This is a genomic window from Propionicimonas sp., from assembly GCF_047606205.1.
Lineage (GTDB): Bacteria > Actinomycetota > Actinomycetes > Propionibacteriales > Propionibacteriaceae > Propionicimonas.
Genome location: NZ_JASGES010000259.1, coordinates 1 through 13,397, shown reverse-complemented (window position 1 = coordinate 13,397; position 13,397 = coordinate 1). Strand labels below are relative to the sequence as shown.

Genomic DNA, 13,397 nt, shown 5'->3' with positions numbered 1-13,397 from the left:
CCACCTCGCCGGGGCGGCCGTGAGCGCGCGACCTCGCACCGGCACCGCGGCGTCAGCCGGCGCATCGTGCGCCCGCCCAGGCCGCTGACCCCGAACCGGTGCCCGTCGGCACGTCGAGCAGGAATGGAGAAGCGCGGATCGGGGTTGTGGCGCGAGGATGGACCCGACCACGGATCACGGAAGGAGCGCCATGGCACGGGAGAGCAGGTCCTCGGCAGGGTTCAGCGCCGACGAGCGCGCGGCGATGAAGGAGTACGCGGCGGAGCTGAAGGCCGAGAAGCAGCGCAAGGGTGCGGCGGACAAGGCCGCGCTGGACGCCCAGGACCTCCTGGAGAAGATCGCCGCCCTCGCCGACGGTGATCGCGAGACGGCGCAGAAGGTGCACGCCATCGTCACGAGCGCCGCCCCGGACCTCGCGCCGAAGACCTGGTACGGCATGCCGGCCTACTACCGCGACGGCAAGGCGGTGGTCTTCTTCCAGCCGGCGGGAAAGTTCAAGGCGCGCTACTCGACCCTCGGCTTCAACGACGGTGCGGCCCTCGACGACGGCGCGATGTGGCCCACCTCCTATGCGCTCACGACGATCGGGCCCGCGGAGGAGAAGCAGATCGCCGAGCTGGTCAGGCGCGCCGCCGGTCTGCCGTGACGCCCGGCGGAGGTCGGGATCGGGCGCGAGGACGCGGGCCGTTCAGTTCGACAGCAGTGCGGGGACCTCGGCGACGGTGTCGACCAGATGCGTGGCCGCCGCCATCGGCCGGCCGTCCGCGAGTGCGCGGAGGAGGGGCCACGCCGGCCGGGTGTGCGTCCAGTAGTCGACGCCGACCAGGACGAGCGGGGGCACCGGGTCGTCGCTGAGCGCGTAGAAGCGGGGCGTGACGGCCTGGAAGACCTCCTGCACGGTTCCGGCGGCGCCGGGCAGGCAGACCAGCCCGCCGGAGGCCTGGTGCAGCAGCACGTCCTCGCGGATCGCGTTCGAGAACAGCTTCGCGATCCCCGTGCTGAACACGTTCGGCGGCTCGTGCCCGTACAGCCAGGTCGGGACGCCGTAGCTGTGGCCGCCCAGTTCCCAGCGCTCCCGGACGGCGAACGCCGCAGCCACCCATGACCCCACGTCGTCGCTGAACCGCGGCTGCCCGGCCAGCAGCGCGAGCGCTGCGACCAGGTCGCCGGGTTCGCCGGTCAGGGACGCCCCGAGGTTCACCGCCTCCATCGCTCCGGGTCCACCGCCGGTGATGACTGCTCTTCCCTCGCGGGTCAGCGCACGTCCCAGGCCTGCGGCCGCCGCGTAGCCCTCGGATCCCCGCACGAGCTGGTGGCCGCCCATGACGCCGACCGCTCCGTCCAGCCCGAGATCGGCCAGCGCGTCCGACATCGCGTGGTCGTGCAGGGTCATCGCGAGTTCGCTGGTCAGACTGCGGTGCCGCCCGACGTAGCGCCACCATCGGTAGTTCCGTGCGTCCAGGGTGTAGCGATAGCCGTGTTCGAGGCCTTCGTAGAGCTCCTCGGGTGTGTACAGGCCGGCGCGGTACGGGTTGAACGGGAGATCCGGCAGCGGCGGGAAGACGAGCGCGCCCCTGGCCTCGATCCCGGCCTCGACGCCCGGGGCGAACCTGCAGCCGAGGAACACCGCCCCGCGCACGTCGGCGGCGGCCAGGGCCGCGCTGCGCGCGGTGAGGTCGAGGGATGCGACCGAGCAGCCGGCGAGGGGATGGCCGGCGGCGGTCAGGGCATCGAACTGGGCGAGCGACTCGATCTCGGTCGCGGGGGGTTCCGGCGTCCGCATCGGTTCAGGTCGTGAGCGAACGCGGGTCGTCGGGGACGTCCGCGGCGAAGTCGGAGAGGACGTCCAGCGGCACGATCTCGAGCGCCCGGATGTTGGTCGCGGCGAGGATCACCGGCGGAGCGATGCCGGCCGCGTACGCCTGGGCCCAGCGCTCGGCCACCAGGCACCATCGGTCGCCGGGGACCAGGCCGGGGAATCCCGCGGACGGACTGGTCAGGTCGTTGCCGAGCATCCGCTGGTGGGCGAGGAACTCGGAGGTGACGACCGCACAGACCAGGTGGCGGGCCTCCGCCGGCCCGCAGGTGCAGCTGCCGTCCCGGTAGAAGCCGGTGACCGGGTCGCTGCCGCAGGGTTCGAGCGGCCCGCCCAGCACGTTGCGCTCCTCGCTCCGTGGGGTGCTCATGTCTGTGCAGCCTAGCGAGGGCCGTAAGCTGCGAAGGTAGTCCGCTCGGAAGGAAGTGCATTGACCCGCGACGTGGTGATCCTCGGGAGTACCGGCTCCATCGGCACCCAGGCGATCGACGTCGCCGCACGTCATCGCGAGCGGTTCCGTGTGGTCGGGCTCGCCGCCGGCGGTTCGTCGGTCCCGTTGCTGGTGGAGCAGGCCCGTGCGCTGCGTCCTGCCGTCGTCGCGGTCGGCGACCCGAACGCCGCCGACGCGGTGACGGCCGCGCTCCCCGGCACCGAGGTCTGGGCCGGGCCGGACGCGGCGACGCGGCTCGCGGCGCTGGAGTGCGACGTCGTGCTGAACGGCATCACCGGTGCGGCAGGGCTGGAACCGACGCTGGCCGCACTCGGGGTCGGCACCACCCTGGCGCTGGCCAACAAGGAGTCGCTGGTGATCGGCGGTCGGCTGGTCACCGACGCCGCCGCGCCCGGCCAGATCGTCGCGGTGGACTCCGAGCACTCCGCCTTCGCGCAGGCCCTGCGCGCGGGCCGGGCCGAGGAGGTCCGCCGGCTGGTCCTGACCGCCTCCGGCGGGCCGTTCCGTGGCCGCTCCCGGGACCAGCTGCGCGGCGTGACGCCGGACCAGGCCATGGCGCACCCCACCTGGCGGATGGGCAGGGTGATCACGATCAACTCCGCCACCCTGGTGAACAAGGGACTGGAGCTGCTGGAGGCCGCTCTGCTCTACGGCGTCGACCTGGACGCGATCCAGGTGGTCGTGCACCCGCAGTCGGTCGTGCACTCGATGGTGGAGTTCCACGACGGCTCGACGATCGCCCAGTGCTCTCCGCCGGACATGCGGCTGCCGATCGCCCTCGCCCTGGCGTGGCCCGACCGGCTGCCGGACGCCGTGCCGGCCTGCGACTGGAGCAGGGCCGCGGCGTGGACGTTCGAGCCGCTGGACGACGAGGCGTTCCCCTCCGTCGAGCTCGCCCGGGCGTGCGGGAAGGCCGGTGGCCTCGCCCCCGCCGTCTACAACGCGGCCAACGAGGTGTGCGTGGATGCCTTCTGTACGGGGAAGTTGGAGTTCACTGGCATCGTTGAGGTGATCGCCGACGTGGTGGACGCCCACCTCGCCCGCCCGCAGGTGGCGCCGCCCAGCGTGGCGTCGGTCCTGGCGGCCGACGCCTGGGCGCGCACGGAGGCTGCCGCACGGATCGAGCAGGAGTAGTGGATGGACACCTTCGTCGTCATCGGGTTCGGGATCGCGTTCTTCGCGCTGATCATGCTCTCGGTGGCGCTGCACGAGATCGGGCACATGGTGCCGGCGAAGCTGTTCGGCGTCCGGGTACCCCGGTACTTCGTCGGCTTCGGCCCGACGCTGTGGTCGACGAAGCGCGGCGACACCGAGTACGGCGTGAAGGCGTTCCCGCTGGGTGGCTTCGTGCAGCTGCTCGGGATGTACCCGCCACGGCAGGACGGCAGGCGGCGCCGCACCCGGCTGGCCGAGTTCGCCGACAGCGCCCGTGAGGTCGAGTGGGAGGACATCACGCCGCAGGACGTGGCCGACGAGCGGCTGTTCTACCAGAAGCGGACCTGGCAGAAGCTCGTCGTGATGGCGGGCGGGCCGGCGATGAACCTGCTGATCGCCTTCCTGCTGCTGCTGGGCGTGACCGCCGGGTACGGCGCCGTCCGGGCCCAGACCACGATCGCCTATGTCCAGGCGTGCGTGATCACCGACGCCACCCGGACCGAATGTGCAGCGTCCGACCCGGCCTCACCGGCCGCCGAGGCCGGCCTTCAGGTGGGCGACCGGGTGGTCAGCTTCAACGGGACCGCGATCACGTCCTACGACCAGCTCAGCGGCCTGATCCGCGCCAACCTGGACGGTGAGGCCCGCCTCGTGGTCGAGCGGGACGGTGCCCAGGTCGCACTGACCCCGGTGCACACGGTCGTGAACTCGGTGGCCGACACCCTCGACCCGAGCACGACGGTGCAGGCCGGCTGGCTGGGCGTGAGCCCGGAGCGGGTGCTGGTGAAGGGCGGCCCGGTCGACGTGATCAGCGACATGTGGACGTTGACCAAGCAGAGCGTGGTGGCGCTGGCGCAGTTCCCGGTGCGGGTCTGGCACGTCGTCTCCGACATGGTGACCGGCCAACCACGCAGCCCCTACGACCCGATCAGCATCGTCGGGGCGAGCACGGTCGCAGGGCAGGTGGTGGCGTCCGGCGACGTCGGGTGGCCGGCCAAGGCGGCGACCTTCTTCTCGCTCCTTGCCTCGGTGAACCTGTTCCTCGCGCTGTTCAACTTCCTGCCGCTGCCTCCCCTGGACGGCGGCCACATCGCCGGAGCACTGTACGAGGGTGCCCGCAGGAGGCTGGCGAAGCTGTTCGGGCGCCGCGACCCCGGCTTCTTCGACACCGCCAAGCTGCTTCCGGTGGCCTACGCGGTCGGCGGCCTGCTGCTGGTCAGCGGCGTGGCGCTGATCCTCGCCGACATCATCAGCCCGGTGCAGCTCTTCTGATCCCGCTCCGGCCGCTCACCGGGTGCCGGTGAAGACCAGGTCGCCGCCGGCGGAGTGCGGGCCGGCACGCTGCGCGAGCGCGACGGCTCACACTCCGGGCACGAGCGCCGTGATCAGGATGCCCGCCAGGATCGACGCCACCACGGCCAGCACCGCCAACCCCGCGACGGTCCAGGCCATCCTCCGGCCGCGGATGGCCTCGTGGGCGTCGTCGAGGACCGTCGCGGTGTCGACCCGCACCGTGGTCCCCGCCGCGCCGGCTGGCCCGCGACGCCCGCCCGCCTCGCGGCGCATCAGGGCCACGACGTGCGAACCCGCGTCCGCTGCCCCGACCTTCCCCCACTCGACGTAGGTGCGCACCAGCGCCCGGTGCAACAGATCGGACGCGGTGTCGTGGTCTCCGGCCAGGCGCAACGCCTGGCCGGCCAGCCGGTCGGCCGCGGCATCGAGGAAGGTCGAGAACTCCGCGTCCCGCTCGGACAGCTCGGCCATCTGTTCACCTCTCACTGGGGCTGCTGGGTGCCATCCTGCCCTGCTCGCACCCCGAACCGCGCCGGACGGGCCCGATGGCTGCTGCGCGGCGGCCACGGATAGGTAGGCTGTCTGCGCAGGCGGTGGCAGTCGTCCCGCCGCGGGACAGAACGAGGAGTAGATGACCGTCAACCTGGGAATGCCCGCCACCCCGCCGCCCGTGCTGGCCCCGCGCCGGCCGACCAGGCAGATCAGGGTCGGCAAGGTGCTCGTGGGTGGGGGCGCACCGATCTCGGTGCAGTCCATGACCACCACCAAGACGACCGACATCAACGGCACGCTCCAGCAGATCGCGGAACTCACCGCCACCGGCTGCGACATCGTGCGGGTCGCCGTGCCCAGCCAGGACGACGCGGACGTGCTCCACATCATCGCCAGGAAGAGCCAGATCCCCGTCATCGCCGACATCCACTTCCAGCCGAAGTACGTGTTCGCCGCGATCGACGCCGGCTGCGCTGCCGTTCGGGTGAACCCCGGCAACATCCGGGCCTTCGACGACCAGGTCAAGCAGATCGCGCAGGCCGCGACCGACGCGGGGGTCTCGATCCGGATCGGGGTGAACGCGGGGTCGCTCGACAAGCGGCTGCTCGCCAAGTACGGAGCCCCCACGCCCGAGGCGCTGGTCGAGTCGGCGCTGTGGGAGGCCAGCCTCTTCGAGGAGCACGGCTTCCGCGACGTCAAGATCTCCGTCAAGCACCACGACCCGGTCGTGATGGTGCGCGCCTACGAGCAGCTCAGCGAGGCCTGCGACTACCCGCTGCACCTCGGCGTCACCGAGGCCGGACCCGCGTTCCAGGGCACGATCAAGTCCTCGGTCGCGTTCGGCGCGCTGCTCGCCAAGGGGATCGGTGACACGATCCGGGTCTCGCTGTCCGCCCCGCCCGCCGAAGAGGTGAAGGTGGGGATCAAGATCCTGGAGAGCCTGAACCTGCGTCCGCGGCACCTCGAGATCGTGTCCTGTCCGTCCTGCGGCCGCGCCCAGGTCGACGTCTACTCGCTCGCCGAGGAGGTCACGGCCGGGCTGGAAGGCATGGAGGTGCCGCTGCGGGTCGCCGTGATGGGTTGCGTGGTGAACGGGCCCGGCGAGGCGCGCGAGGCCGACCTCGGGGTCGCGTCGGGGAATGGCAAGGGCCAGATCTTCGTGCGCGGCGAGGTGATCAAGACCGTCCCGGAGGCGGAGATCGTCGCGACGCTGATCGAGGAGGCGAACCGGCTGGCGGCCGAGATGGCCGACGTGGAGTCCGGCCCGGTCCAGGTTTCCGTCGGCTGACGATGTCCGCCCGGATCCTGACCAGCTGGGACGCTGCCACCGCCCGGCGACTGATCGCCGAGGACCCGGTCCTGAACGTGTTCGTCGGCTCCCGCCTGGACGCGGGCGTGCTGGGTGCCGGCGCGCCGGGGGTCCTGTGGGGCTGGCCGGCGGAGGCGCCGACAGCGCTGCTGCACATCGGCGCGAACCTGGTTCCGGTGGTGACCGACGCCGAGCCGCTGCCCGCCTTCGTCGAGGCGGCCGGACGGCGCCGGACCTGCCAGTCGATCGTCGGACCCTCCTGGTTCGTGATGCCGCTGTGGCGAGCGCTCGGTGAGCGCTGGGGCCGGGCGTACAGCCAGGTGCGCGAGGTGCGCGCCCGGCAGCCGGTGATGGCGGTCAGCGACGGGCCGAAGGTGGCGGCGGACCCGCGGGTGCGTCCGATCGCCGCGGTCGACTTCGAGTCCTACTTCGCCGCGTCCGTGGCCATGTACACCGAGGAGGTCGGCACCGATCCGCTGGCCGGTGGCGACACCAGCTATCGCACCTACTGCCGCTGGCTGGTGGACTCGGGGCGCGCGTTCGGGATCGTCGAGAACGGGCGGGTGCTGTTCAAGAGCGACGTGGGCGCGGTCAGCGGGCCCGCCGCGCAGATCCAGGGGGTGTGGCTCGACCCGTCCCTGCGTGGCCGCGGGCTGTCGGAGCCGGCGATGGCCGCGGTCACCGAGTACGTCCTGGCCGACTTCCAGACGGCCTGCCTCTACGTGAACGACTTCAACACCCGTGCGATCCGCTGCTACGAGCGGGTCGGCTTCGAGCAGGTGGGGGAGTTCTCCACGATCCTGTTCTGAGTCGTCCCGCCCGCCGGCGGGACGAGGGGATGTTCAGGTGACGTCCTCGACCGGTGCGCCGGTGAGCGCGACCAGCTCGTCGGGGGAGAGCGGGAAGACCGCGTACGGGTGCCCGGCGGCCGCCCACACCTGGCCGAACCGGAACAGTTCCCGGTCGAGGAGTACCACCGGCGGCTTCGCATGCGCGACCGGGGAGACACCGCCGATCGAGAAGCCGGTGGCCGCTTTCACGAAGTCGGCGTCCGCCCGCCCGAGGGTGCCGACCAGCGCCGCCACCTTCTTCTCGTCCACCCGCAGGTCGCCCGAGGTGACCACGAGCACGGCCGCGTCGTCGGACCTGCGCCGGAACACGATGCTCTTCGCGATCTGGCCCAGCTCCACGCCGAGGGCGGCGGCCGCGTCGGCGGCCGTCCTCCCGGTGACGGGCAGCAGGACGACCTCATGCGGGTGGCCCAGTTCAGCCAGCTTCTCCGCCACGCGGCGCGCGCCATCGGGCATCGGGGTCTCGCTCACCCGCCCATCCTGCCACCGACGTCAGGCGGCCAGGCCGATGCCCAGCGCGAGGATGCCGAGCAGCGGTGGCCCGGCCTGCACCAGCGCGGCCCGCAGCTTGTCCGGGGAGGAGAGCGCCAGCACGAGGCCGGCCGCGACCATCGAACCGGCGCCGGCGAAGACCAGGGTGGCGCCGACGACGCCCTGCCCCGCGGCGAACAGCACGACGCCGAGCGCCACCACCACCGCGAGGAAGAGGTTGTAGAACCCCTGGTTGAAGGCCATCGCCCGGGTCGCGTACGCCTCCTGCGCCGAGGTGCCGAAAGTCGTACGGGCGCGATCGGTGGTCCACCACAGCGACTCGAGCGCGAAGATGTAGACGTGAATGGCCGCCGCGAGGGCGGCGAGGGCGAGGCCGATGACCTGCATGCGTGCTCCCTGGTCCGTTTCCGGAGCACAACAGTCGACGGCCGCAGGTATTCCTGCCCGGCAGCGGGCGGCGGCTAACGTAGCCGCATGGGTTCGCCGGACAGCTGGACGCAGCCACATCTGGACCGCTCGGCACTGCTGACCATCGACCTGCAGGCCGACTTCCTCGACGGCGGCGCGCTGCCCGTTCGCGGCACGACGCCGCTGCTCCCGCGGCTGGCCGCGCTCACCGCCGCCTACCGCCGGGCGGGACGGCCGGTCTTCCACATCGTCCGGCTGTACCAGGGCGGCGACGTGGACCTCGTCCGGCGCGCCATGGTTGCGGAGGGGACGGGGCCGGTACGGCCGGGGACCGACGGTGCACGGGTGCCGGCGGCACTGCTCGGCCGCGACGTCGCTCCCGACCCCGCGCTGCTGCTGGAGGGTCAGCCGCAGGAGGTCGGTCCGGGGGAGTGGCTGCTGTGGAAGCCGCGCTGGAGCGCGTTCCACCGCACCGGCCTGGACGGCATGCTCCGCGAGCTCCACGTCGACACCGTCGTGGTGGCGGGCTGCAATCTCCCCAACTGCCCGCGGGCGACGATCATCGACGCCTCCCAGCGCGACTTCCGGGTGGTGATGGTCTCCGACGGGATCTCCGGGCTGACCGATGAGAGGTGGGCGGATCTTCGGGGTATCGGCGCGGTCGGGATGGCCACGGCCGAGCTCGTGACCGCATTGCGCGATTTACGATAGAAGAGGCTAACCTAAATCTGCTCACTCGATCGACGAAGGACCACCGATGACCCTCACGACCCCCGCCGTGTTCGAGACCGTCCCGCTGGAGCCGGAGTTCCGGCCCGCCGAACTGGTCTCCCGGGAGTGGCTCACCTCTGGCTATGTCCGGGTCCGAGTCGCGGGGGAGGCCCTGCACAGCTTCCGGGCCCCCGGCGCGGACGACCACGTCCGGCTCTTCTTCGCCCCGGTCGGCGGGCCGGTGCCCACGACGCCGGAGGAGTGGCGCGAGCTGCCCAGCCGCGAGTACACGCCGATGAACGCCGACCCGGACGCCGGCTGGGTCGAGTTCGACCTCGTCATCCATGGCGAGGGCCCCGGCTCGACCTGGGCGGCCACGGCGCCGCTCGGCTCCCGGGTCGCGGTGGCCGGCCCCCGTCGCAGCAGCCAGGTCTGCGGGGAGCCGGACGCGTGGTTCCTCGCCGGTGACGAGACCGCCGTTCCGGCGATCAGCCGGTTCCTGCGTGCCCGGCGCCCCGGCACCAGCGCCCGGGTGATCCTCGAAGTGGCCGAGGTGAACGAGCTGGTCCCGATCCCCACCGAGGCGGGCACCCACGTGACCATCCTGGTCCGCGGCACAGACAGTCTCGCCGCCGCGCTGGCCGCGCTCGGCGAGCGCGACCGCCCGCAGGGCTCGGTGCTCGGCTTCGTCGCGGCGGAGGCGGAGATCGTGCCGGCCGCCCGGGCGCTCCTGCTCGACCGCTGGGGCCTGCCGGCGGAGGCCGTGATCACGAAGGGCTACTGGCGCCGATAGGATCTCCCGGGTGATCACCCGCCTGTCCCAGCTCTTCGTCCGTACCCTGCGCGAGGACCCCGCCGACGCCGAGGTCCCGAGCCACCGCTGGCTGGTCCGCGCCGGCTACATCCGCCGCACCGCGCCCGGCATCTACACCTGGCTGCCGCTGGGCCTGCGGGTGTTGCAGAAGGTCGAGCGGGTGGTTCGCGAGGAGATGGACGCGATGGGCGCCCAGGAGGTGCGCTTCCCGGCGCTGCTGCCGCGCGAACCCTACGAGGCCACCAACCGCTGGCGCGAGTACGGCCCGAGCCTGTTCCGGCTGAACGACCGCAAGGGCGCCGACTACCTGCTCGGCCCCACCCACGAGGAGATGTTCACGCTCCTGGTGAAGGACCTGTACTCCTCCTACAAGGACCTGCCGCTGTCGCTGTACCAGATCCAGACCAAGTACCGGGACGAGGCGCGTCCCCGCGCGGGACTGCTGCGCGGTCGCGAGTTCGTGATGAAGGACTCCTACTCCTTCGACGTCGACGACGCCGGGCTCGCCGCGTCCTACGAGGCGCACCGGCGGGCCTACATCCGGATCTTCGACCGGCTCGGGTTGAGCTACGTGATCGTGAAGGCGATGTCCGGAGCGATGGGAGGTTCGGCCTCGGAGGAGTTCCTCGCCGTCTCCGCGACCGGGGAGGACACCTTCGTGCGCTCGCCCGGCGGCTATGCGGCCAACGTCGAGGCGGTCAGCATCACCCCGCCGCCGGCGCAGGACGCGTCCGGTGTCCCGGCCGCGCACACGGTCAACACCCCGAACACCGGCACGATCGTCGAGCTGGTGGACATCGCGAACGCTCAGTTCCCGCGGCCGGACCGGGCATGGACCGCCGCCGACACGCTCAAGAACGTCGTGTTCAAGCTCGTCCGCCCGGACGGCGCCACCGAACTGCTCGTCGTCGGTCTGCCCGGCGACCGTGACGTCGACACCAAGCGGCTCGAGGCAGCGATCGCTCCCGCCGAGGCCACCCCGCTCACCGAGGACGACTTCGCCGCCAACCCCGGTCTGGTGAAGGGCTACATCGGCCCGGCGGCGGTCGCCGACGGCGCGGCCACCTCCTACCTGGGTGCGGAAGGGCCGCTGAAGGTGCGGTACCTCACCGATCCGCGGGTCGTGCCGGGCACCGCGTGGATCACCGGCGCGAACATCGCCGACACCCACGCCGTGGACGTGGTCTGCGGCAGGGACTTCACCAGCGACGGCGTCCTCGACGTCGCCGAGATCAGGGAAGGTGATCCCGCCCCGGACGGCTCCGGCCCGCTGAGCCTGGCCCGCGGTATCGAGATGGGCCACATCTTCCAGCTCGGCCGCAAGTACGCGGAGGCGCTCGGGCTGAAGGTGCTGGACGAGAACGGGAAGCTGGTCACGGTGACGATGGGCTCCTACGGCGTGGGCGTCTCCCGCGCGGTCGCCGCGGTGGCGGAGGCCACCTGCGACGAGCGCGGGCTGGCGTGGCCGCGGACCCTCGCCCCGTTCGATGTGCAGGTGCTCGCCACCGGCAAGGGCGAGGAGATCCTGGCGGCGGCGACCGAGCTGGCGGAGCAGCTCGACGCGCGCGGCGTCCACGTCCTGCTGGACGACCGCAAGGCCAGCCCCGGCGTGAAGTTCACCGACGCGGAGATCATGGGCGTCCCCACCGCCGTCGTCGTCGGGCGCGGCCTGGCCGAGGGCCTCGTCGAGGTGCGCGACCGGGCCACCGGCGAGCGGGCCGAGGTGCCGCTCGCCAATGCCGTCGACTACCTGGTCGCCGTCGCCGGCCGCTGACCCACGCCGGGACGCCTCCGGCGGGCCGCTAGACTTGCCGGATCGCTCCTGCGAGGCACAACCGCAGCTCACAACCGAATCGACGACCGGCGAATCGAGGACTGGCCATGAACACCGCAGACCTGGAGTCACTGGTCGCTCCGATCGCCGCGGCGCACGCGCTCGAGGTCGACCGCCTCGAACTGATGACGGCGGGCAAGCGGGCCGTGGTGCGGGTGTTCCTCGACGGGGACGGGCCGGCGGGGCGGGGGCCGTCGCTGGACGAGATCGCGATCGTGACGCGGGACATCTCCGCGACGCTCGACGCCGCGGACATCACGAAGGGCAGGCCGTACACGCTGGAGGTCTCCTCGCGGGGCGTCAGCCGCCCGCTCACCGAGGCCAGGCACTTCCGGCGCAACACCGGACGGCTGGTGGCCCTCACCCTGGCCGACGGCGCCGTGACCGGGCGCGTGCGGGCAGTGGTGGGCGACCGGCTCGAGCTGGAGGTGGACGGCGAGACGCGCACCGTCGCCCTGGCCGACGTGCAGCGTGCGCTCGTGCAGGTGGAGTTGAACCGCCCCGTGGAGGGCGAGGAGTACGAACAGGAAGCGGAGGGCTGACGTGGACGTCGACATGAGCGCGCTCAAGCAACTGGAGCGCGACAAGGAGATCAGCATGGACGTGCTGATCGAGGCCATGTGCGAGGCACTGCTGAACGCCTACGAGAAGACCCCCGGTGCGATTGCCGGAGCGCGGGTCGAGATCGACCGCCGCAGCGGCAAGGTGAGCGTCTACGCCCCGGAGCTGGACGAGGAGGGGGAGCGCATCGGCGAGTTCGAGCACACCCCGGAGGGCTTCGGACGAGTGGCGGCCGCCACCGCGCGCCAGGTGATCTTCCAGCGTCTGCGCGAGGCCGAGGACGAGCAGAAGTACGGCCATTTCGCCGGCGTGGAGGGCGACATCGTGCTGGGTGTCGTGCAGCAGGACCGGGACTCCCGCACGGTGCGCGTCGACCTGGGCACGATCGAGGCGATCATGCCGCAGGCCGAGCAGGTGCCGGGCGAGGACTACAGCCACGGCAAACGGCTGCGGGTCTACGTGGTCAGCGTGCGCCGCGAGCTGCACGGCCCCCAGGTCGTCGTCTCCCGCACGCACCCCAACCTCGTGGCGAAGCTGTTCCGCCTCGAGGTGCCCGAGATCGAGCAGGGGATCGTCGAGATCAAGGCCATCGCCAGAGAGGCCGGGCACCGCTCGAAGATCGCCGTGGTCAGCCACAACGGCGACGTGTCCGCCAAGGGTGCCTGTATCGGCCCGATGGGCCAGCGGGTCCGGGCGGTGATGCACGAGCTGAACGAGGAGAAGATCGACATCGTCGACTACTCCGAGGATCCCAAGGTGTTCGTCGCCCAGGCCCTCAGCCCCGCCAAGGTGACGTCGGTGACCGTGACCGACGAGGCTGCCCGCGCCGCGCGCGTTGTCGTCCCCGACTACCAGCTGTCGCTCGCGATCGGCAGGGAGGGCCAGAACGCCCGGCTCGCCGCCCGGCTCACCGGCTGGCGGATCGACATCCGGCCGGACACCGCCGAGCAGTAGCCGGCCGGAGGTCCGCGTCCTACCGGGTGGGCTGGCCCGAGGGCTGCCCGCCGAAGCCGCCCTGGTCCTGCCAGACCTCTTGCAGCGCGGTGAGGACGGTGGTCTCGTCGAGGCCGAGCTTCTCGGCCAGGCTCTTCGCCATGGTCTGGAGGAACTGGCCGTTGTCGCGGCCGCCGCCGGGCGCGCCGCTGGCGGTGCCGGACGGCATCCCTCCGGGCCGGCCCGACGGCATCCCGGTCGGCCCGCCCGACGGCAT

15 protein-coding genes and 1 pseudogene are annotated in these 13,397 nt (G+C 72.0%); 10 read left to right on the top strand and 6 right to left on the bottom strand.

All coding sequences use genetic code 11. From position 1 onward, the window contains the following. Positions 1 to 190 precede the first annotated feature (190 nt). Positions 191 to 646 carry an iron chaperone gene (locus tag QM633_RS16165; RefSeq protein ID WP_415154902.1) on the top strand — a complete coding sequence of 152 codons (456 nt, stop codon included), beginning with the start codon at positions 191 to 193 and terminating at the stop codon, positions 644 to 646. 42 nt (positions 647 to 688) lie between these two features. Here the strand turns inward: QM633_RS16165 and QM633_RS16160 are convergent, their stop codons facing one another. Together QM633_RS16160 and QM633_RS16155 are read right to left on the bottom strand one after the other, a co-directional pair. After that, on the bottom strand, positions 689 to 1,783 hold the full coding sequence (locus QM633_RS16160) for an LOG family protein (protein WP_415154900.1): 1,095 nt from the start codon (positions 1,781 to 1,783) through the stop codon (positions 689 to 691). Positions 1,784 to 1,787: 4 nt separating this feature from the next. Next, positions 1,788 to 2,186, bottom strand: coding sequence for a DUF2237 family protein (locus tag QM633_RS16155; RefSeq protein WP_415154898.1), 399 nt, complete (start codon positions 2,184 to 2,186; stop codon positions 1,788 to 1,790). A gap of 60 nt (positions 2,187 to 2,246) precedes the next feature. On the opposite strand from QM633_RS16155, the gene dxr reads away from it, so the two are divergent. Beyond that, the gene (dxr, locus tag QM633_RS16150; protein WP_415154896.1) at positions 2,247 to 3,401 is read left to right on the top strand and encodes a 1-deoxy-D-xylulose-5-phosphate reductoisomerase; all 1,155 of its coding nucleotides are present in this window, start codon (positions 2,247 to 2,249) and stop codon (positions 3,399 to 3,401) included. A gap of 3 nt (positions 3,402 to 3,404) precedes the next feature. Continuing rightward, entirely contained in the window at positions 3,405 to 4,694 is a 1,290-nt protein-coding gene (locus tag QM633_RS16145) for a M50 family metallopeptidase (RefSeq protein ID WP_415154894.1), read from the top strand. A gap of 87 nt (positions 4,695 to 4,781) precedes the next feature. Here QM633_RS16145 and QM633_RS16140 read toward each other — a convergent pair whose 3' ends face one another. Further along, entirely contained in the window at positions 4,782 to 5,186 is a 405-nt protein-coding gene (locus tag QM633_RS16140; RefSeq protein ID WP_415154892.1) for a hypothetical protein, read from the bottom strand. A 160-nt stretch (positions 5,187 to 5,346) separates the two neighbouring features. On the opposite strand from QM633_RS16140, the gene ispG reads away from it, so the two are divergent. After that, positions 5,347 to 6,495: a flavodoxin-dependent (E)-4-hydroxy-3-methylbut-2-enyl-diphosphate synthase gene (ispG, locus tag QM633_RS16135; RefSeq protein WP_415154890.1), complete on the top strand. Its 1,149-nt coding sequence runs from the start codon at positions 5,347 to 5,349 to the stop codon at positions 6,493 to 6,495. A gap of 2 nt (positions 6,496 to 6,497) precedes the next feature. Then, complete coding sequence (locus QM633_RS16130) at positions 6,498 to 7,325, top strand: GNAT family N-acetyltransferase (protein ID WP_415154888.1); 828 nt, start codon at positions 6,498 to 6,500, stop codon at positions 7,323 to 7,325. 33 nt (positions 7,326 to 7,358) lie between these two features. Here QM633_RS16130 and QM633_RS16125 read toward each other — a convergent pair whose 3' ends face one another. Beyond that, positions 7,359 to 7,838, bottom strand: coding sequence for a YbaK/EbsC family protein (locus QM633_RS16125; RefSeq protein WP_415154886.1), 480 nt, complete (start codon positions 7,836 to 7,838; stop codon positions 7,359 to 7,361). A gap of 21 nt (positions 7,839 to 7,859) precedes the next feature. After that, positions 7,860 to 8,246, bottom strand: coding sequence for a DUF1304 domain-containing protein (locus QM633_RS16120; RefSeq protein ID WP_415154884.1), 387 nt, complete (start codon positions 8,244 to 8,246; stop codon positions 7,860 to 7,862). Positions 8,247 to 8,333: 87 nt separating this feature from the next. Here QM633_RS16120 and QM633_RS16115 point away from each other — a divergent pair, with 87 nt between their 5' ends. The 5 genes from QM633_RS16115 (at position 8,334) to nusA (ending at position 13,141) form a co-directional block, all read left to right on the top strand. Then, positions 8,334 to 8,978 (top strand): cysteine hydrolase family protein, encoded by a 645-nt coding sequence (locus QM633_RS16115; protein ID WP_415154882.1) that lies wholly within the window; start codon positions 8,334 to 8,336, stop codon positions 8,976 to 8,978. A gap of 46 nt (positions 8,979 to 9,024) precedes the next feature. Further along, positions 9,025 to 9,771 carry a siderophore-interacting protein gene (locus QM633_RS16110; RefSeq protein WP_415154880.1) on the top strand — a complete coding sequence of 249 codons (747 nt, stop codon included), beginning with the start codon at positions 9,025 to 9,027 and terminating at the stop codon, positions 9,769 to 9,771. Positions 9,772 to 9,781: 10 nt separating this feature from the next. Continuing rightward, positions 9,782 to 11,566 (top strand): proline--tRNA ligase, encoded by a 1,785-nt coding sequence (locus QM633_RS16105; protein ID WP_415154878.1) that lies wholly within the window; start codon positions 9,782 to 9,784, stop codon positions 11,564 to 11,566. 107 nt (positions 11,567 to 11,673) lie between these two features. Further along, positions 11,674 to 12,168 (top strand): ribosome maturation factor RimP, encoded by a 495-nt coding sequence (gene rimP / locus QM633_RS16100; protein ID WP_415154876.1) that lies wholly within the window; start codon positions 11,674 to 11,676, stop codon positions 12,166 to 12,168. Between the two features lies 1 nt (position 12,169). After that, a complete protein-coding gene (nusA, locus tag QM633_RS16095) occupies positions 12,170 to 13,141 on the top strand; it encodes a transcription termination factor NusA (RefSeq protein WP_415154874.1) in 972 nt (323 codons plus the stop codon). A 19-nt stretch (positions 13,142 to 13,160) separates the two neighbouring features. Here nusA and QM633_RS16090 read toward each other — a convergent pair. Further along, positions 13,161 to 13,397 (bottom strand): annotated as a pseudogene (locus QM633_RS16090) (hypothetical protein); the annotation flags it as partial.

What these genes read in the sequence shown, in the direction of transcription:
- QM633_RS16165 (WP_415154902.1), top strand. Translation starts at nt 191, where the DNA reads ATGGCACGGGAGAGCAGGTCCTCGGCAGGGTTCAGCGCCGACGAGCGC.
- QM633_RS16160 (WP_415154900.1), bottom strand. Translation starts at nt 1,783, where the DNA reads ATGCGGACGCCGGAACCCCCCGCGACCGAGATCGAGTCGCTCGCCCAG.
- QM633_RS16155 (WP_415154898.1), bottom strand. Translation starts at nt 2,186, where the DNA reads ATGAGCACCCCACGGAGCGAGGAGCGCAACGTGCTGGGCGGGCCGCTC.
- QM633_RS16145 (WP_415154894.1), top strand. Translation starts at nt 3,405, where the DNA reads ATGGACACCTTCGTCGTCATCGGGTTCGGGATCGCGTTCTTCGCGCTG.
- QM633_RS16140 (WP_415154892.1), bottom strand. Translation starts at nt 5,186, where the DNA reads ATGGCCGAGCTGTCCGAGCGGGACGCGGAGTTCTCGACCTTCCTCGAT.
- ispG (WP_415154890.1), top strand. Translation starts at nt 5,347, where the DNA reads ATGACCGTCAACCTGGGAATGCCCGCCACCCCGCCGCCCGTGCTGGCC.
- QM633_RS16130 (WP_415154888.1), top strand. Translation starts at nt 6,498, where the DNA reads ATGTCCGCCCGGATCCTGACCAGCTGGGACGCTGCCACCGCCCGGCGA.
- QM633_RS16120 (WP_415154884.1), bottom strand. Translation starts at nt 8,246, where the DNA reads ATGCAGGTCATCGGCCTCGCCCTCGCCGCCCTCGCGGCGGCCATTCAC.
- QM633_RS16115 (WP_415154882.1), top strand. Translation starts at nt 8,334, where the DNA reads ATGGGTTCGCCGGACAGCTGGACGCAGCCACATCTGGACCGCTCGGCA.
- QM633_RS16110 (WP_415154880.1), top strand. Translation starts at nt 9,025, where the DNA reads ATGACCCTCACGACCCCCGCCGTGTTCGAGACCGTCCCGCTGGAGCCG.
- rimP (WP_415154876.1), top strand. Translation starts at nt 11,674, where the DNA reads ATGAACACCGCAGACCTGGAGTCACTGGTCGCTCCGATCGCCGCGGCG.